At 63.1% G+C, this 23,023-nt stretch carries 19 protein-coding genes; 12 read left to right on the top strand and 7 right to left on the bottom strand.

Annotated elements, in window-relative coordinates; genetic code table 11:
* The first annotated feature begins 212 nt into the window (after positions 1–212).
* The 10 genes from QRM57_RS06485 (at position 213) to QRM57_RS06525 (ending at position 14,387) form a co-directional block, all read left to right on the top strand.
* On the top strand, positions 213–1,946 hold the full coding sequence (locus QRM57_RS06485; RefSeq protein WP_235519059.1) for an ABC transporter ATP-binding protein: 1,734 nt from the start codon (positions 213–215) through the stop codon (positions 1,944–1,946).
* Entirely contained in the window at positions 1,943–4,021 is a 2,079-nt protein-coding gene (locus tag QRM57_RS06490; protein WP_284985983.1) for an ABC transporter ATP-binding protein, read from the top strand. The genes QRM57_RS06485 and QRM57_RS06490 overlap by 4 nt, the downstream gene beginning before the upstream one ends.
* Positions 4,022–4,083: 62 nt before the next feature.
* Positions 4,084–4,503, top strand: coding sequence for an acyl-CoA thioesterase (locus QRM57_RS06495; RefSeq protein ID WP_235519731.1), 420 nt, complete (start codon positions 4,084–4,086; stop codon positions 4,501–4,503).
* Between the two features lie 82 nt (positions 4,504–4,585).
* Entirely contained in the window at positions 4,586–5,347 is a 762-nt protein-coding gene (locus QRM57_RS06500; RefSeq protein WP_284985984.1) for a copper homeostasis protein CutC, read from the top strand.
* Positions 5,348–5,434: 87 nt separating this feature from the next.
* Positions 5,435–7,552 (top strand): glycoside hydrolase domain-containing protein, encoded by a 2,118-nt coding sequence (locus QRM57_RS21030; RefSeq protein ID WP_502868622.1) that lies wholly within the window; start codon positions 5,435–5,437, stop codon positions 7,550–7,552.
* A complete protein-coding gene (locus QRM57_RS21035; protein ID WP_502868632.1) occupies positions 7,459–8,568 on the top strand; it encodes a hypothetical protein in 1,110 nt (369 codons plus the stop codon). Before QRM57_RS21030 ends, QRM57_RS21035 begins: the two co-directional genes overlap by 94 nt.
* A 1-nt stretch (position 8,569) precedes the next feature.
* Positions 8,570–10,507 (top strand): DUF5107 domain-containing protein, encoded by a 1,938-nt coding sequence (locus QRM57_RS06510; RefSeq protein ID WP_284985985.1) that lies wholly within the window; start codon positions 8,570–8,572, stop codon positions 10,505–10,507.
* A gap of 72 nt (positions 10,508–10,579) precedes the next feature.
* Positions 10,580–12,814: an McrB family protein gene (locus tag QRM57_RS06515; protein WP_284985986.1), complete on the top strand. Its 2,235-nt coding sequence runs from the start codon at positions 10,580–10,582 to the stop codon at positions 12,812–12,814.
* Positions 12,815–12,887: 73 nt separating this feature from the next.
* Complete coding sequence (locus QRM57_RS06520) at positions 12,888–14,096, top strand: 5-methylcytosine restriction system specificity protein McrC (protein ID WP_284985987.1); 1,209 nt, start codon at positions 12,888–12,890, stop codon at positions 14,094–14,096.
* A gap of 36 nt (positions 14,097–14,132) precedes the next feature.
* Positions 14,133–14,387, top strand: a complete 255-nt coding sequence (locus QRM57_RS06525; RefSeq protein WP_257368854.1) for a PLDc N-terminal domain-containing protein — start codon at positions 14,133–14,135, stop codon at positions 14,385–14,387.
* 3 nt (positions 14,388–14,390) lie between these two features.
* Here QRM57_RS06525 and QRM57_RS06530 read toward each other — a convergent pair whose 3' ends face one another.
* Positions 14,391–16,061: a sensor histidine kinase gene (locus QRM57_RS06530; protein WP_284985988.1), complete on the bottom strand. Its 1,671-nt coding sequence runs from the start codon at positions 16,059–16,061 to the stop codon at positions 14,391–14,393.
* A 99-nt stretch (positions 16,062–16,160) separates the two neighbouring features.
* Here QRM57_RS06530 and QRM57_RS06535 point away from each other — a divergent pair, with 99 nt between their 5' ends.
* Positions 16,161–16,904, top strand: a complete 744-nt coding sequence (locus QRM57_RS06535) for a response regulator transcription factor (RefSeq protein ID WP_284985989.1) — start codon at positions 16,161–16,163, stop codon at positions 16,902–16,904.
* 27 nt (positions 16,905–16,931) lie between these two features.
* Here the strand turns inward: QRM57_RS06535 and QRM57_RS06540 are convergent, their stop codons facing one another.
* The 4 genes from QRM57_RS06540 to bioB form a co-directional block, all read right to left on the bottom strand.
* Complete coding sequence (locus QRM57_RS06540) at positions 16,932–17,312, bottom strand: Hpt domain-containing protein (protein WP_284985990.1); 381 nt, start codon at positions 17,310–17,312, stop codon at positions 16,932–16,934.
* Between the two features lie 373 nt (positions 17,313–17,685).
* Positions 17,686–18,126: a very short patch repair endonuclease gene (locus tag QRM57_RS06545; protein WP_284985991.1), complete on the bottom strand. Its 441-nt coding sequence runs from the start codon at positions 18,124–18,126 to the stop codon at positions 17,686–17,688.
* A gap of 39 nt (positions 18,127–18,165) precedes the next feature.
* Positions 18,166–18,411 carry a biotin synthase auxiliary protein BsaP gene (bsaP, locus tag QRM57_RS21040; protein WP_502868623.1) on the bottom strand — a complete coding sequence of 82 codons (246 nt, stop codon included), beginning with the start codon at positions 18,409–18,411 and terminating at the stop codon, positions 18,166–18,168.
* The gene (bioB, locus tag QRM57_RS06550; RefSeq protein ID WP_284985992.1) at positions 18,408–19,421 is read right to left on the bottom strand and encodes a biotin synthase BioB; all 1,014 of its coding nucleotides are present in this window, start codon (positions 19,419–19,421) and stop codon (positions 18,408–18,410) included. The genes bsaP and bioB overlap by 4 nt, the downstream gene beginning before the upstream one ends.
* Before the next feature lie 193 nt (positions 19,422–19,614).
* Here bioB and QRM57_RS06555 point away from each other — a divergent pair, with 193 nt between their 5' ends.
* Positions 19,615–21,342: a purine-cytosine permease family protein gene (locus tag QRM57_RS06555; protein ID WP_284985993.1), complete on the top strand. Its 1,728-nt coding sequence runs from the start codon at positions 19,615–19,617 to the stop codon at positions 21,340–21,342.
* 78 nt (positions 21,343–21,420) lie between these two features.
* On the opposite strand, the gene QRM57_RS06560 is transcribed toward QRM57_RS06555, so the two are convergent.
* The gene (locus QRM57_RS06560) at positions 21,421–21,606 is read right to left on the bottom strand and encodes a CsbD family protein (RefSeq protein WP_211712941.1); all 186 of its coding nucleotides are present in this window, start codon (positions 21,604–21,606) and stop codon (positions 21,421–21,423) included.
* A 91-nt stretch (positions 21,607–21,697) separates the two neighbouring features.
* On the bottom strand, positions 21,698–22,873 hold the full coding sequence (locus tag QRM57_RS06565) for a zinc-dependent alcohol dehydrogenase (RefSeq protein ID WP_284985994.1): 1,176 nt from the start codon (positions 22,871–22,873) through the stop codon (positions 21,698–21,700).
* Between the last annotated feature and the right edge of the window lie 150 nt (positions 22,874–23,023).

Here is a 23,023-nt window from a genome sequence, read left to right on the forward strand (position 1 = left end):
GCGCTTTGCTGCGTTCCAACTTGCCTGTCGCTGGGCCAGATGCACCGGCGGGAGCACCCGGGACACGGGAGATACTCCGCTGGGATGATCTTTTCCCTGGGTCGTTTCGCCACAGCAAAGTATTTCGTACAGTGGGGAGGCTAATACTGTCAGCCCTTGCTGCCAAACTTCTTCCTGTCTCATTCACGCACTCTTTCTAAGGACCCGTGGGCATGCTTGTCACCCTTATACGGCGCTATTCCAAGCCGTATTTGCCGCAGATAGCGGCCGTGCTGTTCTTTCAGCTGGCCTCTACCATTGCCACGCTCTACCTCCCCAGCCTCAACGCCAAGATCATCGATGAGGGTGTCTCCCGCGGGGACACCGACTTCATCTGGCAGACCGGTGCCCTCATGCTCGCGGTGGCCCTGGGACAGGTGCTCTCCGCCATCATCGCCGTCTACTTCGGGGCCCGGGTGGCCATGGCCATCGGCCGCGATCTTCGGCGCAGCGTTTACCGCCAGGTCAGCGGTTTCTCGGCGCAGGACGTCAACCGTTTCGGTGCCCCCACGTTGATCACCCGCGGCACCAACGACGTCCAGCAGGTCCAGATGCTTGTGCTGATGGGCCTGAACTTCATGGTTTCGACACCCATCATGTGTGTTGGCGGCATCATCATGGCACTCCGCGAGGACCTCAGCCTCTCCTGGCTGGTGTGGGTCTCGGTCCCGGTACTCGTCGCAGTAGTTGGTTACCTTGTGGTCCGCTTGATGCCCTTGTTCCGCTCCATGCAGACCAAGATCGACGCCATCAACGGCGTCCTCCGTGAACAGATCATCGGCATCCGCGTGGTTCGTGCGTTCGTGCGTGAGCCCCATGAAGCCAAACGCTTCGGTGATGCCAATGACGAGCTGACCGCGGTGTCCGTGAAGATCGGTAACCTGTTCGTCCTGATGTTCCCGGCCATCGGGATGATCCTGCACCTCTCCACGGCCGCTGTGCTGTGGTTCGGTGGCCAGCGCGTGGACTCCGGCGACATGCAGGTTGGCGCGCTCACGGCGTTCCTGCAGTACCTGCTCCAGATCCTCATGGCCGTCATGATGGGTACGTTCATGGCCATGATGATTCCGCGTGCCTCCGTCTGCGCCGACCGTATTGGTGAGGTGCTCGACGTCGAGCCTTCCATCCATAACCCAACCTCACCGGTGGTGCCCGCTGAGAAGAAGGGACGTGTCGAATTCCGCGACGTCACGTTCAAGTACCCCGGTGCCGAGGCACCCGTACTGAGCAACATCTCCTTCACGGCAGAGCCGGGCAAGACCCTGGCCATCATCGGTTCAACGGGTGCCGGCAAGACCACCCTGGTTTCGCTGCTGCCGCGACTCTACGACGTCGCTTCAGGTGATGTACTGCTCGACGGCGTACCCGTCACCAAGATGGACGCCTCGGAGATCACCAGCCGCGTCTCGGCTGTTCCGCAGAAACCGTATCTGTTCTCCGGCACGATCGAGCACAACCTTCGTTTCGGGAAGCCGGATGCAACTGACGAGGAACTGTGGGATGCGCTTGAAACCGCGCAGGCCAAGGGCTTTGTGGAGGAGAAGTCGTCCGGCTTGAACCGACGCATCGCCCAGGGCGGAACCAACGTCTCCGGGGGGCAGCGCCAGCGTCTGTCCATTGCCAGGGCCCTGGTCACCAAACCCAACGTCTACCTGTTCGACGATTCCTTCTCGGCCTTGGACGTTGCCACCGATGCCCGGCTCCGGAAGGCCCTGAAGGCCAAGACGAAGGACGCCACGGTCATCATCGTGGCCCAGCGTGTCTCCACCATCGCCGACGCCGACGAAATCCTGGTGCTGGACAACGGCCGGATCGTGGACCGTGGAACGCACGACGAACTGCTGGAAACGTCGCCCACGTACCAGGAAATCGTTGAATCACAGTTGAGCGTGGAGGAAGTGGCATGAGCGGGCAGAACCAGCAGAAGAAGCGCGGCTGGGCTGCCAAGGCAGAAGCCGCCAAGAATGCCAAGGCGACAGCCGAGGCCCAGGTCGCAACCGAAGTGCTTGAGGACGAAGACTTCGTAGAAGAGGAATACGTCCCCACAGAGGCTGATGGCGGCATGTTCGGCGACGTTCCGGCCAAGAAGGCCAAAGCGTTCTGGCCGTCGGCGAAGCGGCTCATGGGCCTGCTGAAACCCGAAAGCGTCGGCGTGTACATCGTGATCGGCCTGGTGGTCGTCTCGGTGGTCCTGAACGTCATTGCCCCCAAGGTCCTCGGTAGTGCCATGGACGTCATCTTCGGCGGCGTCGTGGGGAAGCAAATCCCGCAGGGCGTCTCCCAGGAACAGTTCGTCGAGCTTATGCGCCAGCAGGGCCAAGGCAACTTTGCGGACATGGTCTCCAAGATGGAGCTCACCAACGGGATCAACTTCCCCAAGCTGACGTTCCTGATTTCGATCGTGCTGCTGATGTATTTTGTGGCCAACATCTTCCTCTGGGCACAAGGGTGGTTGCTCAACAGGATCGTCATGCGGGTCATCAAGAAGCTCCGCAACGATGTCCAGGCGAAGCTCAACAGGCTCCCGCTGAACTACTTCGACACCCGCCAGCGTGGAGACATCCTGTCCCGCGTGACCAACGACGTCGACAACGTCCAGCAAGGCCTGCAGCAGGCATTCTCCCAGTTGGTCAGCTCCGTGTTGACGGTGCTGGGCATTACGGTCATGATGTTCATCGTCTCCTGGGAATTGGCGCTGATCGCGTTGATCGCCCTGCCGCTCTCCGGCATCCTGGCAGGCGTCATCGGTGCCCGCAGCCAGAAACTGTTCGCGGCACAGTGGAAGAACACCGGCGCTTTGAATGGCCAGATCGAGGAAGCGTTCTCCGGCCACGATCTTGTGAAGGTGTTCGGCCGCGACGCCGACATGCTGGAGCGCTTCGATGAGAAGAACAACGAACTCTACAAAGCATCGTTCGGTGCCCAGTTCGTCTCGGGCGTGATCTTCCCGGCGATGAACTTCGTGTCCTACCTGTCCTACGTTGGCATTGCCGTCGTGGGTGGCCTGCGGGTCGCGTCGGGCTCAATGAGCCTGGGTGACGCCACGGCCTTCATCCAGTACTCGCGTGAATTCACCCAGCCCCTGGGCCAGATCGCCGGCATGGCCAACATGCTGCAGTCCGGCGTTGCCTCTGCCGAGCGGGTCTTCGAGTTCCTCGATGCCGATGAAGAGATCGAAGAGACCGGCACGCGCCACCTGCCGGCCAAGACCGACGGCCACGTTGAATTCGAGCACGTTTCCTTCAGCTACGTGGAGGACAAGCCGTTGATCGAGGACCTCTCCTTCAGCGCTGAGCCCGGGCACACGGTAGCCATCGTCGGACCAACCGGGGCGGGTAAAACCACACTGGTCAACCTGGTCATGCGTTTCTACGAGCTCAACGCCGGCCGCATCACACTGGACGGCGTGGACATCAAGGACCTCAGCCGTGCCGAGCTGCGCTCCAAGGTGGGCATGGTGCTGCAGGATGCCTGGCTGTTCGGTGGAACGATTTACGACAACATCAAGTACGGCAAGTTGGACGCCACGGAAGAGCAGATCATGGAGGCGGCCAAGGCTACCTACGTGGACCGTTTCGTACGTGCCCTGCCGGACGGTTACCAAACCATCATCGACGAAGAAGGCAGCAACGTCAGCGCAGGTGAAAAGCAGCTCATCACCATCGCGCGCGCGTTCGTGTCCGACCCGTCCCTGTTGATCCTGGACGAGGCGACAAGCTCTGTGGATACCCGGACCGAGCTGTTGCTGCAGAAAGCCATGGCGGCACTGCGCACTGACCGGACCAGCTTCGTTATTGCCCACCGGCTCTCCACTATCCGCGACGCCGATACCATCCTGGTCATGGAGAACGGCAAGATCGTGGAGCAAGGCAACCACGCACATCTGCTCACCCTGCAGGGCGCGTACTACCGGTTGTACATGTCGCAGTTCGCGGGTGAGCAAGAGACCGCGGTGGACGATTCGACGGCGGTGCACAGCTGAGCACGGAATTGCCGGCTACCGGAGCATCCGCCACGCCCCAGCGCATTGAGGTCCTCGTGCCCATGCGTTGGGGCGACATGGACGCCTACGGCCACATCAACAACGTCCAGATCGTGCGCATGCTCGAGGAAGCCCGTATCGCAGCCTTCGGGCCTCCCCGTGGTGCGGGACTCCCCGGGGTTGAGCCACCGGCAGCTCTTTTCAACGATGTTGACGAGGGCACCATGACCCTGGTTGTTGAACACAAGGTCCGCTACGTCCGGACGCTGGAATACCGCAATGTTCCGGCCGTCGTGGAGATTTGGGTGGGCGCCATCAAAGGGGCCAGCTTCGATCTGCACTACGTCATCAAGGACCCGGTCACCGGGGAGGAGTGCGTCAAAGCCAGCACGCACCTGGCCTTCGTCGCTGAGGCCAGCGGCCGCGTCCTCCGGCTCACTCCTGAACAAAAGGAGCAGCTGGGACGCTACCAGGCTCCCTGACGTCGAGCACGCGTGCGGCCCCCGGGATACGTTCCCGGGGGCCGTTCGCGTAGGCGAACCCATGGGCACGTAGAGTTTCAGCATGAAACTTGAAATAGCCGTAGTGAGTGCTGCCGGAGCAGGGATCGCCGCCTCGGAAGGCGCGGACCGCATCGAACTGTGCAGCAGCCTGGAACTTGGTGGCATCACGCCCAGCCAGGGCCTCATGGAAGCCAGCCTGGAACACGTCGACGGCCGTTTGGAAATCCACCCGCTGATTCGATGCAGGCCCGGCGATTTCCGGTATTCCGCCTCGGACGTGGACACCATGGTGCATGAGATCCGGCACTTGCTGGCCCAAGGTGCGCACGGGGTTGTGGTGGGAGCGCTCACGGGGGCCGGCGAGCTGGATGTCCGCATCCTGCAACGCCTGGCGGACGCCGCCCGGGACGCCAACCAGGACGCCGAATTGACGTTCCACCGTGCCATCGACCAGTCCAAGGACCCGCTGGCCGCCTTGGAGCAGCTCCTCGAACTGGGATTCACGCGGGTCCTCACCTCCGGGCACGAAGCCACGGCAGGAGCGGGCCTGCCTACTCTAGCCACCATGGCAGAACGGGCCGGAGCTGACCTGCAGATCATGGCCGGTGGGGGATTGGCGCTGGAGGACATCCCTGCCATGCACAAGGCAGGCCTTTCGGCTGTTCACTTGTCAGCCAAGAGGACTGTCTCCACCCTCGGCGAGGGAACGATTTCCCTCGGCGCCCAGGATGGCAACGATCCCACGGCCTACACCGTCACCGACCGCGAAACCGTTCGGGCCGCCAAAGCGATGGTCAACGCATTGAACGGCGCCGAAGCTTAACCAGGCCGCCGCCGTCCAGCCCCGTGCGGGCGAAATTCCAGTGAGTACGCATCGTAATGACCCTTTACAGAGGGTGCCGCAACGCCAATGATTGAAGGATTCACCAACTCGGTGAAAAGCCCCGGAAGCTACCTTCAGGAGTCCCCAGCGATGCCGCTGCCCTCGCCGGTTTCATCGGCCCCCGCCCATCCCCTTCCATCTACCAGCAGCAGCCCCGGACATCCGGAGGTGAAGTGCGGCATCGGTGAGTGGGACAAGCTGCTGTACGGAAACCATCGCTTCGTCATCGAAGTCGGTACAACGCACACCCACACCGAAGGAGCCGAAGCAGCAGGCAGGGCACACCGCGTGGTTCTGCCGTGGCGCCGGCAGGACCCCGAGCCGGCAACGGTGGAGGTCATTGTTGTCTCGGCGCGCTCCGGAGGCAGGGTCAGGAACCTCACGGTGGAGCAGGCTACGAGGGAGTCGGGAACCCTGGTGTTCGAAGCCATCGACGGTGCCGGCATCTACTTCGTCTACTACCTGCCCTACGCAATGCTCGGGAAACCCCATTATCCGCAGGCGCAGTACCTCCCGCGGCGGCCGGCCGCGGATCCGGCGTGGGCGGCCGCCGTCGGGGGTTCTGCGTGGGCGCCGGAACGCGGGCTTCCGCGCGCTGAGGTTCTGCGCTACGAGGCCGCCAGTGAGCGGGACTCGTTCGCGCCGATGAACTTCACGGCCAGCGCCATCGAACTGGAATCACTCCACGCCCGGCACCCCGGAGAGGCCTTCCTGGTGTTCCCCGAGGAGCGCCTGAACCCTGTTTCCATGCGGGCGGACCTGCCCGCGCACTGGGTGATCAACGGCCCATCGGACACGTTCCGGGCCGCAGCACAACCAGGCGAGGACTACGTGGTCCAGCTGGGGTTGTATGCGCAGCGAGACCTGGAAGGGCTCTCCGTTGAGGTCGCGTCAGCATCGGGCGGACACTGCATCAACACCGACGGTGTGGACCGGCTGGGCCGGCCGTGGCGGAGGACCCTGGACGTTCCAGCGGGGACGGTACTGGCCTTGTTCGTTATCCTCCCCATCCCGAAGCACGCTGCCGGGACCACTCACTATGCGTCGATCACGGTCAGCGCAACGGGACAACCAGCGCGGACCGTCGAGGTCGCGCTTGATGTCCTCCCAGAGGAAGAGGCGGACCCGGTGGTCAGTGCGGGCGGTTTCGGCGAGCCCCGCTACCTCCGACGCCTCGCTTGGCTGGATTCGGCAGTGGCACAGGACTCGGAGCTCGTGGCGCCGTTCACCGCAGTAACGCTCGACGAATCCGCCAGGACCCTCGGAATCCTGGGCAGGACGCTGCAGCTGACGGAATCGGGACTTCCGGCCCAGGTAACCTCAACGTTCACCGCCGCTGTGACGTCAACTGAAGGTCCCGCCGTCGAGCTTCTCAGTGCGCCCATCCGGTTGGACGTGGACGGTGTGGAGTGGACGCATTCGCCGATCACGTTCAAGCGGGAAGGCCCGGCCCGAATCTCGTGGCGTTCCCGGTGGACCGGCCGGGCAGGTCAAAGTACTGCCATGTCGCTCGAGTTGAAGGGCGTTCTCGACGCCGACGGAACAGTGACGTACGGCCTGCGCCTCACGCCCGGGTCGACGTTCGCAGCGGGCGACGTCGGCCTGCAGTTGGCGCTCCATCGGGCCGCGGTTCCGTTCGCAATGGGTTTGGGCGTGCCGGGCGGACGGCGGCCTGAAACCCTTGACTGGACGTGGGACGTCGCAACGAGGAACCAGGATTCGCTGTGGTTGGGTGGGGTGAACGCCGGACTCCAACTGGCTTTGCGGGACGGCAGCTACGAGCGTCCGCTTAACACCAATTTCTACCGCGAAAAACCGTTGGTGGAACCGGCGTCGTGGGCCAACCGGCAGGGCAACTCGGTCAGGGGCGGCGTGAGCCTTCGGACTTCCGGGGACGAGGTCGCGGTCTGCGCAGCCAGTGGTGCCCGAACCATGGAAGCGGGCCAGCCACTGGACTTTGACTTCCGGCTCCTGCTGACGCCGTTCAACCCATCGAGCCCGGAAAGCACCTGGGCAAACGCTACTTCCACGAACCGGCCAACCCGTCCGAGATCAAAGCCGCCGGGGCCACGGTGGTCAACATCCATCACGCAACAGCACCGGCGCCCTACATCAACGACCCCCTTCTCAGCGCCGAACGGCTGAGGAAGTATGTGGCTGCTTGCCATCAGAAAGGGCTCAAAGCCAAAATCTACAACACCGTCCGGGAGCTCACCTTCCACAGCCCGGAGCTGCTGCCGTTGCTGCAGCTCGACCATGAGATCTTCAGCGACGGCCCCGGGGCAGGCCACATCTGGCTACAGGAACACGCCGGCAGCGGCTACGTGTCCGCGTGGTTCGCGCCGAACGTCGAGGACATCGCAGTGGTGACCACAGGCGAGTCGCGGTGGGAGAACTTCTACGTGCGCAGCTTGCAGGAACTGGCCATGGGAGATGACGGGATCGACGGTATCTACCTGGATGACATCGCCTACGACCGGCATGCAATGTTGCGCGTGCGCAAGGTCCTCGAGAGGGCCTGCGCGACGCGGGGTGTGGTTGGACCGGAGATCGACCTCCACTCGGCCAACCAGTTCACAGCGCATGACGGGTACGCGTCCTCGGCCAACCTGTACATGGAGCAGCTGCCCTATGTGGACAGGCTATGGCTGGGGGAGTACTTCGACTACGACAACACCGACCCCGACTACTGGTTGGTGGAACTGTCCGGCATCCCCTTTGGCCTCATGGGCGAAATGCTGGAAGGCGGGGGAAACCCATGGCGTGGCATGGTGTTCGGCATGACCGGCCGGGCCCCGGCCGTGGATAACCGTCCACTCTGGGAGTTCTGGGCAGGCACCGGTCTGGAAGGCGCGCAGATGCGGGGCTTCTGGGACCCGCAATCACCCGTCCGCACAAGCCATCCGGAGGTCCTGGCCACCACCTGGCTTACGGAGCGCGGAATGGTTGTGGCGCTCGCATCATGGGCCGGGCAAACTGAGGACGTGACGTTGATATTCGACGACGACGCCCTCACCGCCGGAGCCTCCGGCGCTGCCGCCACCGGCCGCCACATCGAAGCGCCGCCAATCCGCGGATACCAGCCAGCCGCGGAGTACGCCCCCGGCCAATCAATAGCCATCGAGCCGCAGCGCGGCCTCCTTCTCTGGATCGGATTCTGACGTGGCACACACAGCAACTTCCAACCTGACCGTCACCACCATCTCGCTGACCATGGCCGAGCTCGGCCCCCTGAATCCCCTGCCTGTGGTCGCTGCCGAACTGGACCAGCCCTACACCGTGGGCGAGGGCATCCCGGAGGAACTCCAAACCTCGGCCCGGTACGGTCTGGTGCCCAACGTCTACCCGTACCTGATGCAGGACGGCTACAGCCGGGCGGCAGCGCCCAAGGAGGTGCCCGCCGTCGTTCTTGAAAACAGCAAACTGAGGGTGACGGTCCTTCCGTCGCTGGGCGGCCGCATCTGGGAACTGTTCGACAAAGCCACCGGCAAACAGTTGCTCCACACCCACGACTCCCCGCAATTGGCCAACATCGCGCTGCGCAAGGCGTGGTTCGCGGGCGGACTGGAGTGGAACATCGGCACCCGTGGCCACTCGCCCACCAGCTGCGATCCGCTGCATACGGCGATCGTCCACACGCCTGACGGCAAGCACATCCTTCGGATGTGGGAGTACGAACGGCTGCGCGAAGTGGTGTTCCAAGTGGACATCTGGCTTCCCGAGGATTCGGCCGTGGTGTTCGCGGCCGTCCGGCTGCGAAACCCCAACGACCACGACGTCCCCATGTACTGGTGGAGCAACGCAGCCATCCCGGAAACCGAGCGAACCCGAGTCATTGCCCCGGCCGACGAGGCCTTTGGCAGCGACTACACCACGGACATCACCCGCGTCCGGCCCACCAGCCACGAAGGCTACGACGGAACCTGGCCGGTCAACAGCCCGCACGCAGCTGACTTCTTCTTCGACATCGACCCCGGCGAGCGGCGCTGGGTGGTAGCAGCAGACGACGACGGCGACGGGCTGGCGATGCTGTCCACGGGCCTCCTGCGCGGGAAGAAGCTGTTCGTCTGGGGCCAGGGCCAAGGTGGCAAACGGTGGCAGGAGTGGCTCAGCCCCGGAGCAGGGCCCTACGCGGAGATCCAAGCGGGCCTGGCGCAGACCCAGTTCGAACACCTGGTGATGCCGGCCGGCGCGGAGTGGGCCTGGGTGGAGGCATACGGCAACGGGCATCTGGACCCGGAGGCCTCGCACGGTGCGGACTGGGGTGCTGCAGTGGCCGATGCAAGCGCGCGCCTGGAAGAGCTGCTGCCCCACGATGATCTCGAGGCCATGCTTCCGGCCGCCATCACGAATGCCGACGTCCCGCCGTCGAAAATGCTCCTGTACGGCAGTGGCTGGGGTGTGGTGGAACGCGCCCGGCGGCTCAAGGCAGGCAGGCGCTGGATCGACGAAAGCGGGACACCCTTCGTGGACGAGAGCGTGACGGAGGAACAGGAACCCTGGCTTGGGCTTCTTCACGGAAAAGCGTTCGACGGCGCACCCAGTTACGTTGCGGGGTGGGACTGGGAAGAGTTGCTTGCCGCGCAGGACAATCCTGAAGCCACGTTCCATCTGGCCACGATGAGGCACGCACGGCAGGACCTCGAAGGCGCAAAGGAAGGCTACCGGAAGGTCCTTCAGGCCAAGGGGGTGCGGAGGCGCACCAAGGCGCTTGCGCACCGTGGGCTCGGCCTGGCGTTGCTCGCGGCGGGGCGCGATGAGGAGGGGCTCTCTGAGCTGCGGGACGGGGTGGAAACCGATTCCTCCAGCGTTGCTTTCCTGTCGGAGGCCGTGACCTTGGCCATCAGGCACGGCGACCCCACTATGGCCTTGGACCTGGCGGAGTCGGCACCGAAGGAGGGGGCCGTCGTCGGGCGCTTGACGTTCCTCAAGGCGCTCGCGCTCGCAAGGGGTGGCCACGCAGCCGAGGCCGCCGCGATACTGCGCAACGGCGTCGAAATTCCGGACCTCCGGGAGGGCGAAGACGCGATTTCGGCGCTGTGGGAGGAAGTGTGCCCAGGTGAACCCGTGCCGGCGGCGTACCAGTTCGGCATGCACTGACGGGAGCGCCGGCCCGGGCCGCGAACCTGTGGATATCCAGATGCTTGCTTAAGCCAAACAGGGTAAGTTGGCATGGTGATTCCCTCCGTAGAACCTGCCCTTGACCGCGCCCCCGGAGTCTCCAAGGAGATCGAGGACGCGGCCTGGTATGTGCTCGGTCCGGCGCTGAAAGGGAGACCGTCGGCGCTGGACGGACGGACGCTGACGTGGACATCGGACGCCGCCGCGGAGCTGCTTGAACGGCTCGAGCGTGGGGTGGAAGACTCCAAGGCGCCCATGATGACCAACCTGCGCCACAACCTTGACGGTGCCTCGCGGGAGGCCAAACTCCTGGCCGTTGAACTGCTGTTCCTGCAGTCCCTCCCGCTCGCCCACGAGGTCAAGTCCCTGAGGGTGAAGCGTGCCCGGGTTGCCGAGGCAGCATCGTGGGTTGAGCCGCCTATCGAGCTCCCGGAGGAACTCTATGAGGGCATGACGGACCACGGCGTCATCCGTGACCGGACCGCGGAATTCAACTGGACCATCTGGGACCACCTGAAGTGGCTGTGCCGTTTTGTGGCCCACGTGGACAGCCAAAGCACGGCCACCATCAGCACGGCGCTCGCGGACCCGCTGGCCTTCCACGAACTTGCGGCCGGCACCCCTGGGGACCAGCCCGCCCTGCGCCGAAGCATCGAGTACCTGGTGTGGCCAAGCTACTTCGAGCCTGTGGTTGCGGACGTCGAACGGCAGGAAATCAGGGACGCTTTCGCGTCGCTGGTGGGCGGGGCAAAGGGCGACACGGACGAGGATATTACCGCGGACATCCACCGCATCCGCTTGCACCTGGACGAGCAGGCCGGGCAGCGCATCGACTGGTACGCGCGCCAATTGGTGAGCCAGTGGCGGAAGGTGGGGGACCCGGGTCGTCGTTCCTGGCTCCTGCGCACGCACCACGACAATGCGGACCTCCTGGCTTCATGGGTTGCCGAGGAAAAGGCCACCCTGGATGTTGAGCACCTGCGCACCCTCACTGCGGGAGTTACTGCGGGGGTTGTCCAGCATGCCGTGGATGAGGACTACAAGCATCTTGGCTATGTTGAACGGGAAGACACCAAGACGGCCGTCTTTGCGTTCCTGACCGTCATGAAACCGGGCGACCTCACCCTGTACCAGCACGCCGGCCGGGTGCGGGTCGGTGTGGTTCTCGGTGAACCGGAGCACCACGAGGACAACCGGCGCATCCGCCGCAAGGTCCGCTGGTTCGATGACAGCTATGCCATTCCGGAACTTCCGCGCCACGCCCAGCGGCAGCTCTCCACCCCCGGCATCCTGGTGGACGTCACCCGGGTCATCCAGGCGCTGCAGGAACTGCTTCCGGTGGAGGCCGAGACCGACGGCGAGGACGAAGCGCCGCCAACCGCCGTCGTCGAGGTTGTCCAGCAAGGTTTCCGTCCCCTGACTGAAGAGTTCGCGGCGTCCCTGCACATGGACCTGGAACCCCTCCAGGAGATCGCTGAACTGCTGGAGGAAAACCGCCAACTGGTGCTCTACGGCCCCCCGGGAACAGGCAAGACGTACCTGGCCAAGCACCTCGCCGCCGAACTCGCAGGCGACCACACGGACGAGCGCGTGAAGCTGGTCCAGTTCCACCCTTCCTACGCCTACGAGGACTTCTTCGAGGGGTACAGGCCGGACAAGACCGACGACGGCCAGGTTTCCTTCAAGCTCGTTGCCGGACCCCTGCGGCGCCTCGCTGAGGAAGCAGCCAAGCCCGAAAACGCGCACAAGCCGTACTTCCTGATCATCGATGAGATGAACCGTGCCAACCTGGCCAAGGTGTTTGGTGAGCTCTACTTCCTGCTGGAGTACAGGGACGACCGCATCTACCTGCAGTACAGCCCCAACGAGCCCTTCAGCTTGCCCGACAACCTCTACATCATCGGCACCATGAACACCGCGGACCGTTCAATCGCCATGATGGATGCTGCCATCCGCCGTCGTTTTGCGTTCATCGAACTGCACCCCAAAGAGGAGCCGATCCGTGGCACGTTGCGCCGGTTCCTGGAAGCGCGCGGCCTGGATACGCTCAACGCCGACCTCCTCGATGCGCTGAATGACGCGATAGACGACTGGGACCGTGACCTCATGATCGGGCCGTCGTATTTCATGAAGAACGCGGCCCAGAATCCCACGGGCCTGCGCCGCATCTGGAAGTACGAGCTCATGCCGTTGCTGGAGGAGCACTACCACGGGCAGCTGAACCGGGCACAGTTGGAAGAACGCTTCGGCCTGGAACAGTTGCTGGGACGTCTTGCAGCCCGCTAGCGCCATCCCGCCGAAGCCCGGCCGGGCTCCTGCGAGTGCCCGCCGCGGACCATCGGGTCCGCGGCACATTGTCATGGATGAGCTCTCCGGCGGAGTAGTGGACAAGCTGGACCCCGAATCGGCGGCGTTTATCAACGCCAGCGGACTGGCGAAGGCATCGCCCATGGGCATGGGCCTCTACCGGATAGAACCGGTGGGCAAGGTGGGCTCCGTGCGCACTGCCACGGTGCAGTTGGAAGTCCGCCCGAAAGACCGGCTGGGCCTCAGCCGCCTGCTCTTCCTGCTGAGCTACGCCGGCGAACAAGGCTTCCGCGACCAGTCAGTGGAGGCCGTGGAGCACCCGGACCTGTGGAGCGCGCTGGCCGAATCGTTGGCCCAGCTCGCGGACAAGGCACTGAGCAGGGGCGTCCTCCAGGGCTACCTGACCGTGGACGAATCACTCCGGACCGTCAAGGGCCGTATCCGCATCTCTGACCAGATCTCCCGCCGCCCCGGCATGATGGTTCCGTTGGAAGTGTCCTACGACGAGTTCACGGAGGACATTGCCGAGAACCGGATACTTCGGTCCGCCCTGGAGCGGATGGGACAGGTTCCCGGTGTCCGGCCCGACGTCCTGAGCCGCTTGCGCCAGCTTAAGGGAAAGCTCGACGCCGTCACCCGCCTTCAGTCCGGGGCTCCGCTTCCGCCGTGGCGGGCCAGCCGGATGAACCTCAGGTACCACCCGGTGCTGCGCCTCTCCGAGGTGATCCTGCGCAACGCCTCCGCCGAAGCCGGTGTGGGCAAACAGCAGAGCGCCTCCTTTGTGGTGGACATGGGCCAGGTTTTCGAGGAGTTCGTTGGCGCAGCCCTGCGAAGTGCCATGAGCGCGCATCCGGGAGAGATGCGGCTCCAGTACGGAGCCCTGCTCAACGAGGCCGTCCGTGACTCCGACCGCATCACCGTCCGGCCCGACGCCGTCCACTTCCTGGGCGGCCGTCCCGTGGTGGTGTACGACTCCAAGTACAAAGCCGCCTCCGACGCCGGTGCCTCCTTGAGTGCCGACCACTACCAGTTGCTGGCGTACTGCACGGCGCTCAGGGTTCCCACTGCCTGGTTGGTGTATGCCGGTTCGGGGGAAATGAAACTGCGCCGGATCCTGAACACGGACATCGACATTGTGGAGTATCCGCTGGACCTTTCCCGGCCTCCTGCGGAAATCCTGGCATCGGTGGCTGACCTTGCCGAACAGTCATGGGGAGAAGTGGTGCGCCAGGCTGTGGCGGGCGGACCGCCGTCGGACTAGCCTGAGAAGGAACCTATCCGGAGTGGAGGCAAAACCATGGCTCGCAAGAAATCGTGGCGGGATATGAGCAAGGGCCAGCGGATTTCCGTGGTGGCCAGCGGCGTGGTGAACATGGCGTTGCTGGTGGCCGCGCAGCGGAGCATCGCCAAAACCCCGGACGCCAATATCCGGGGCAGGAAGGGCTTGTGGCGGGCCGCATCCTTCATCAATTTCTTCGGTCCCGTCAGCTACTTCCTGTTCGGCCGGCGTCGTGACTCGGCCTTGGTGGGAGGATCACCGGCCAAGCGTTGAGCCTTAGGCAGGCACCTTCACCGTGAAGGTCGTGCCTCGGCCCGGTTCGCTTTCCAAGGTAATGGTTCCTCCGTGGGCTTCAACGATGGCCTTGCTGATGGGCAGTCCCAGCCCCACCCCAGGGATAGCGCTGTTGCGGACGCCGCCGGCACGGAAGAACTTGGTGAAGGCCTCGGCCTGCTCTTCTTCGTTCATGCCCATGCCGGTGTCGGTGACACGGCAGAAAACGAAGTCCTGGTCTTCCCACGCAGCTACCTCGACGTCTCCACCGTCCGGGGAGTACTTGATGGCATTGGACACCAGGTTGTCCAGCACCTGCGCAATCCGTGACGAGTCGACGTGCGCTTCCAAGGCGTCCGGGAGGTTCATGGATAGCCTGATCCCGGCCTTAGCTGCCCGGGGTTCGGCGGAGGAAACACTGCCCCGCACCAGCTCCGCGACGTCCACGGCATGTGGCTGGATGGCGATTTGGCCCGAGCGGACAGCCAGGAGGTCCGAGACGAGGGTGAGCAGCCGTTCGGCGTTGCGCCGGACAATATCCAGCTGCTTGCGGGACCTCGCATCCAACACATCAGGATCGTCAAGGATCAGTTCCACGTAGCCCAGGATGGACGTCAGGGGAGTGCGGAACTCATGGGAAACGTTGGCCACAAAGTCGTCCTTGGCAGCCAACGCGTTCACCAACTCGGTTACATCGCTGAACACCACCACTGAGCCGGCGAACTTCCCGGCATCGTCCACCATGGGGCGGGCGCTTGCGGTGAAGGCGCGCTGGTCCTTGCCGTCGCCGAGCCACACGAGCTGGTCGGTGAACCGTTCGCCCAGCACAGCACGGCGCACCGGTCGCCGGTCGGCCGGCAAGGGGGTCGTCCGGTCGGTGTCGAAGACGAGCAGCTGGGACTCGTTGGGGTCTTCGATGTCCGGGGGAGTCGCCAGGGTGTGGGTCTGCCGTTGGCGTCGGTTCATGAGGATGTCGTGCCCGTCCCCGTCTACCGCCACCACACCCAGCGGGAGGGCCTCCATGACGGTGTTCAGCAGGCGTTCCTGCTTGGTGCTCACATCCAGGGCTTCCTTGAGTGCTTCGTCCTTTTGCTCCAATGCACGCTGCTGGCGAACCATGCTCAAGGTCAGCACGCTGACCGACACGCCGATGCCGAGAATCAGAATGGGGAACAGGAGCGGCTTGGTCAGGGCCTGTTCTGAGAGGTCACCCCGGGCGAACAATGGGGACCACACGATGGCCAAGGGGCCAATGAAGGACAGGGCTATGGCCAGCTTCGGGTAAAGCCCGGACGCACACAGCCAAATGACCGGCAGTACCACAAGGACGCTGAGGCCAGTGAGTGCTTCCTGCCCGCCCTCCCGGCCGAACGCGATGGACACCATGTCCAGGATGGGGATGGCCAGGAAGCTGGCAAAGGGAAGCCTGTGCCACGGCACAATGATGCACAATGCCAACAAAAAAGCCTGGCTGAGCAGGAAGATCAGGAACAACGGATTTTCGAGTGTGGCCGGAAAAAACAGCCAAACCAATACAGCCGACAAGCAGACACATACCGATAACGGCAATTGGCTGAGGACTACCCGCATCCGCAGGGTATGTTCATGGAAGGAGCGCTGAAAGATCAACAATTTCTTCTTTTCGCCAATATCCCAAAAAGAAGGGCCGGTCATGGCACATCCACCACGGATGCAGAAGAAATTTGGTTCATGAGATCAGCCTAACCATAACGGATATACTTCTGAGGTTATCGAAGGGGCTGAGGGGCAGCGATGAGTGAAGTACGTGTGGGGTTGGTCATTGAAGATGACCAGGATATCCGCGAATTGGTACGTGTGGTTCTATCCCAGGCGGGGTTTGATGTCCACACTGCGTCCACGGGATCTGCCGGCGTCATGTCGGCCCGCGAGTTGAATCCGGACGTCATCACCTTGGACCTCGGCCTTCCCGACATCGACGGTTTTGAGGTCGCGCGCCAAATCCGCAAGTCCTCGGACGCCTACATCATCATGCTCACCGCACGCGCTGAAGAACTCGATACCCTCATGGGCCTCGAAGCCGGCGGCGACGACTACCTCACCAAGCCATTCCGTCCCCGCGAGCTGCGCGCCCGTGTGGAGGCCATGATGCGGAGGCCCCGCGCGTCGTCGGACACCAGGAGCGCGCCGGACGAAGCCGATCCCGAGATGGCCCATAACGGCCTGTCCGTTTCCGCGGGCTCACGCAGCGCCGTGCTGAATGGCAAAGAACTGAAACTGACCCGCACCGAGTTCGACCTCTTGCTGGCCTTGCTGGAGACAGGCCGGATTGTGCGGACCAAAGCCGATCTTGCGCGCCGCCTCAGGAACGAACCATACGACGTCGGAAGTTACGTCAGCGACGCCGATGAGCGTGCCGTTGAGGTACATATGGGCAACCTGCGGAAGAAGCTTGGGGACAGCATCCAGGCACCGCGTTGGCTGGAGACGGTCCGAGGCGTGGGATACCGGCTCGCACCACCGGTGCAGAGCAACTAAGGCGCTTCGTCACAGAACCGCGCTTGGTTACAGAACCGGAGATTCCAGCTCCGCGATGGTGCCAAACACGTATTGCTCGATCCGGGTCACCAGGGGCCTCAGCTCCTTGAGGTGGTTCTCGTTGGGCAAGAGGCGGAGGTTGATCTCCAGTTCCTGTGCCAACGACTCCAGGCAGATCGCGCCTACCATGTGGCTGGAGGTCTTGAGGCTCAACACTGCGTCCATGGCATCTTCCATGTCCAGGTTGTCCAGGGCGGCATGTAGCCGCGAAACCCGCCACGGCAGCAGGGATACGTAGTTCCTGACGAATGCGCTGATGATGCCCGGGTCGCCGCCAAGCTCGGCCTGGAGGGCGATGAGGACCGTGCGATCCACCAGGACTTCGGTGCATTCGCCGTGCTCAGACACCAAACCCCTCCCGCCTCCAAACAATCGATTCACGATTCAACAGTAGGACCCGCAGAACTACCCACGCGCCAGAAATCCAAAGCTTGATCCAATCTTGAGCGGACTCAGAGGCAGTCTTGATCGCCGGGCCGGAAAGTGATGGGGAGCAGGTTGGGGGTCACTGATCCGGGGATGTCAGCCTTGAACCAAGGAGCGGAAACAGCATGGACAGTGGGGCTCGAATATCACCGGCACTCATGGTTGTGATTGTCGTTTGCATGACCATCCTCCTGGGCATCGGCGGTACCGCCGCGTTTGCCCTCTGGGAGCAGAGCTCTCATGGCGCCGGTGTAGAGCACGTTGGTGAATCAGCCCCGACAACCACCTCCGCCCGCTAGCCACTGCCCGCGTCGAGGTAACCGGTCAGCCGCTCTTCGAGCATCGACCGGTTTCCGAGCTCGCATTCCCATACGGTCAGTACGTCCCAACCCGCAGCCAGCAACAGCTCCCGTTGCCTTGCGTCGCGCTCCCGGGTCCGGGAACGTTTGGCTTCCCAGAACTCCGCGTTGGCCGCCGGGGCATGCAAGCCAACCTTGCAGTCGTGAAAATGCCAGAAGCAGCCGTTGACGAAAATGACTTTTCGCTTGCCCGCGAACACAAGGTCCGGGCGGCCGGGCAACTTGGTTGGCCCGGCCTGTCCATGCAGCCGATACCTGTAGCCCTTGGCATGCAGCAGCCTGCGGACCAGCAGTTCGGGCTTGGTGTTCTTCCCACGGATTTTGGACATGTTGCGGCTGCGCTGCTCCTGCGTCAGACGGTCCCGGCTTTCGCCCATGGATCCAGCCTACCCAGGGAGTTTTGAACGGATGCCGTTTTAGGAAGCGCTTTGAGGGGCAGGATCTGCACCAAACCGCGTGAGGCCATGCCGCGAACACTCCGCCGTCCAGCCCGTCGGAGTCACCTGGACCTTCATCCTCCTTCGACACTCCCCGCAGTAGCGTGGCGGTTCCATCGCCAACTGCTGCCGGCAGCTGTGGTGGGGGTCCGACGTCGGAATGTCGCCTGGCGCTGCCGGCGCGTCTGCGACGCCGCCGCAACGGCCGCAGTAGCCGGTTGTCACAGGGACTTCTGGAATTCCTTGATGGGCATGTTCAGCTCCACCAGGAGGTTCAAGTCGGCGTTGGCGGGGCGGCCCAGCGTTGTCAGGTAATTGCCGACGATCACCGCGTTGATGCCCCCGAGCAGTCCATCGCGGGTGCCAAGATCTCCGAGCGTCAGCTCGCGGCCGCCGGCATAGCGGAGCACGGTGCGGGGCATGGCGAGCCGGAAGGCGGCGATGGCACGGAGGGCATCCTTGCCGTCCATGATTCCTTGGTTTTCCAAGGGTGTTCCGGGGCGGGGGTTGAGGAAGTTGAGGGGGACTTCGTGCGGTTCCAGGGCTGCCAGTTGAGCGGCCAGTTCGGCGCGCTGAGCCACCGATTCACCCATGCCGATCAGGGCACCGCAGCACAGTTCCATGCCGGCTGCCTTGACCATGGCGCAGGTTTCCAGCCGTTCCTCGTAGCTGTGTGTGGTGACCACCTCCGGGAAGAAACTGCGGGCCGTTTCGAGGTTGTGGTTGTAGCGGTGCACGCCCCACTCCGCCAGCTGGTCCACTTGGCGCTGCGTGAGCATGCCCAGGGAACAGGCGATGTTGATGTCCACTTCCTCATTGATGCGGTCGATCGCGAACTTGATCTGGTTCATCAGTTTGATGTCCGGGCCACGGACGGCTGCGACGATGCAGAACTCGGTGGCGCCGGTGGCGGCGGTTTCCTTGGCTGCCTTCACGAGCTCGGGGATGTCCAGCCACACGCCACGGACAGGGGAGTCGAACAGGCCGGACTGGCTGCAGAAGTGGCAGTCCTCGGGGCACCCGCCTGTCTTGATGGAAATGATGCCTTCCACCTCGACATCCTCCCCGCAATGTTTGAGCCGCACCTCGTGGGCCAGTTGCAGGGCTGCCGGGATGGCGTCGTCGGGGAGTTCGAGGATCTCGATGAGCTGCGCCTCGTCCGGGCCCTCACCGCGTTCCAGAACCTGTTGTCGGGCGGTGTCCAGGATGGCGTAACTGATGGCTTCGGTGGTCATGCCTTGACGGTATCCGTGCAGGTCATCGTCGATTTTGTGGGTTGCGCACAAAGCCTGATCGGGGATTTTGGTGGTGGCACGCGGGGCCGCTGATACAGAAGTTACAGATGCGAAACACGCACGTGACGGAATTGACGCGCTGCATTACTAGCGTCGTGGGCGAGGCACCCTCCCCGGACGAAAGCGACCACGCATGAGTGACGACAAGACCAGTACCGCCATATTGGAGCCGACGACGGCGGCAAGCACCGCCATCGGAATCGGCACCGCCGGCACACCGACGCAAGGCAACGCCGACGCATTGAGTGCCGCGAAGGAGAGCCTGGAGGATTACACGCTCCGGTTCGCCCCGCGCTCTTACAGGAAGTGGAGCGCTGGAGTGGTGGCCACCAGTGCTCTGGGTGGCATTGCCTACCTGGCCGACTTCTCGATCGGCGCCAACATCGGCATCGCCTACGGAACAGTGAATGCGATTTTCGGCATCATCGTGGCCGCCGTCATCATCTTCGCCACGGGCTTCCCCTTGGCCTACTACGCGGCCCGGTACAACATCGACCTGGACCTGATCACCCGCGGCTCGGGATTCGGTTACTACGGCTCGGTGGTCACCAACATCATCTTCGCCACGTTCACCTTCATTTTCTTTGCCCTCGAGGGCTCCATCATGGCCCAAGGCCTGCAGCTGGGCTTGGGCATCCCGCAGTGGATCGGCTATGCAGTGTCCACCATCATCATCATCCCCCTGGTGATCTACGGGATGAAGACGCTGGCCACCCTGCAGGTGTGGACCACACCCTTGTGGCTGCTGCTGATGGTTGTTCCCGTGGGGTATCTGCTCCTTTCACACCCGGAAAGCATCGATGCGTTCTTCGCCTTCACCGGCGCGTCAGGCGAAGGCGGCCCCAACCTGGCCTCCGTCATGCTGGCGGCCGGTGTTTGCCTGTCCCTGATGGCGCAGATTGCCGAGCAGATCGACTACCTCCGCTTCATGCCACCCAAGACCGCGGAGAACAAGGGGGCTTGGTGGCGTGCAGTGATCCTGGCCGGACCGGGTTGGGTGATCTTCGGAGCCATCAAGCAGATCATCGGCCTGTTCATTGCGATCTACCTCATCGCCAAGCTCGACCCAGCAGCAGCAGTCCACGCCAATGAACCCGTCCACCAGTTCCTGGGCGTCTACGAGGAAATGATGCCGGCCTGGCTCGCGATGACCCTGGCCGTCGTGCTTGTGGTGATTTCGCAGATCAAGATCAACGTCACCAACGCGTACTCCGGCTCCCTGGCCTGGACCAACTCCTTCACCCGCATCACCAAGACATACCCGGGCCGGATGGTCTTTGTTGTGGTGAACCTGGTGATCGCGCTGATCCTCATGGAGTCCAACATGTTCGAGTTCCTGAACACCATCCTGGGCTTCTACGCCAACTGCGCCATGGCCTGGGTGGTCACGGTGGCCTCGGATATCGCCATCAACAAGTACCTGCTGAAGATTTCGCCCAAGGTTCCCGAGTTCCGCCGCGGGATGCTTTATGCGGTGAACCCGGTGGGCTTCGTGTCCATGCTGGTCTCCGCGGGAGTTTCGATCGCCGTCTTCTTCGGGGCCTTCGGTTCTGCCGTGCAGCCATTCTCACCGATTTTCGCGGTGGGCTTGGCCCTGGTGTTGCCGCCGGTCCTGGCACTGGCGACCAAGGGACGCTATTACCTCCGGCGCACAGATGACGGGATCGACCTCCCCATGTTTGACGCCGACGGCAACCCGAGCGATGCCAAGCTCCTGTGCCACGTCACCGGCATCGAGTTCGAACGCCCGGACATGCTCCGCTCCGGCAAGGACGGGCCCGCCGGCGAACCCCGGTTCATCTCGTCTCTCGCCTTGTCCACGGACAAGTCGGGCGAGTTGGTCCTGCCGGCCCAGAAGTAGATCCTCCAGGCAAACACGAACGCCCGGCCTCCCCATCGGGGAAGCCGGGCGTTGCGCTGTGTGGTTATTGCTGGTGGATTACTTGTCGAAGACGTCCTTTGCGGCGTCCTTGACGTTCTCTCCGGCCTGCTTGGTCTTGGCTGCCGCCTGGTCAGCGGCTCCTTCGGCCTGCAGTTTCTCGTTATTGGTGGCGTCGCCCAAGGCTTCCTTTGCCTTGCCGGTGACTTCCTGTGCCTTGTTGCTGATCTTGTCTCCGAGTCCCATGGGCCCTCCTTCGATGTAATCCAACTCTGACAATCGCTAGGCTATCTAGCGATTCTGGATGTTTCCTGAAGGTCCGTGAAGTGCCGGCTGCCTATGGCTTGAGGACCACCTTGATGCAGCCGTCCTGCTTCTTCTGGAACTTCTCGTACAGTTCAGGTGCCTCATCCAAGGAACCCGTATGGGTGACCAGATGCATGACGCCCAGCGGATCGGCGTCGTCCTCTACCAGGGGGAGCAGCTGATCAGTCCAGCTACGAACGTTGCATTGGCCCATCCGCAGCTGGATCTGCTTGTCGAACATGGTCATCAGCGGCATGGGGTCCGCCTGTCCGCCGTAGACACCACTCAGGGAAATCGTCCCGCCGCGCCGGACCATGTCGATGGCAGTGTGCAACGCGGCAAGCCGATCCACGCTCATGGTCTCCATGGCGGCCTGTGCCGGTTTGTCCGGGAGCAAGGACACGGCCTTGTGCAGTAAGGACGCCACGGGTGAGCCGTGGGCTTCCATTCCTACGGCGTCCACCACCGAGTCCGGCCCGCGTCCCACAGTCTCCTCCCGGATCATGCCTGCAACGTCCGGGCTGTAGTCCATGGTTTCCACCCCATGCTGCTCCGCCAGGGCCCTGCGCTCAGGCACCGGGTCGACGCCGATCACCCTGAATCCCTTATGGACGCCGATCCTGGCAACGAACTGGCCCACCGGCCCCAGTCCGAGCACCGCGAGTGTGCCGCCTTCGGGAACGTTCGCGTACTCCACTGCCTGCCACGCGGTGGGAAGGATGTCCGAAAGGAAAAGGTAGCGCTCGTCGGGGGCATCGGATTCGATTTTGACCGGACCGTAATCGGCGAACGGGACCCGCAAGTACTGCGCCTGTCCACCGGGCACGGAGCCATAAAGTTCTGAATATCCGAACAAGGCGGCTCCCGAGTTCTTGGCAGTGACCTGGGTGGTTTCACACTGTGACTGCAGGCCTTGATTACACATATAGCAACGCCCACAGGAGATGTTGAAGGGCACCACCACACGGTCGCCCTTCTTCAGGCGGTGGACTTCCGAGCCGACTTCTTCCACGATTCCCATGGGTTCGTGGCCTATCACGTCGCCCTTATGCATGTATGGGCCAAGGACCTCGTACAGGTGTAAATCCGAACCGCAGATGGCCGAGGACGTGATTCGTACAATCACATCCGTGGGTTCTTGAATGGTTGGATCCGGGACGTCGATGACGCTCACAGAGCGCCGGCCTTGCCATGTCACTGCTTTCACAACTGGTTCTCCCTGCTGTTCGGCTGGAGCTGTCCCACGCTGCAGGAGACCCTCCCAGCGAAGCAGAGTTGATACCTCGGCACAAGGCCGCTGGACCTCGGACAATGCGCTTGCATCCAGAAACTAGTAAGTAAGCTGACCATTAGTTAC

Source organism: Arthrobacter sp. fls2-241-R2A-172, from assembly GCF_030208885.1.
Taxonomy (GTDB): domain Bacteria; phylum Actinomycetota; class Actinomycetes; order Actinomycetales; family Micrococcaceae; genus Arthrobacter.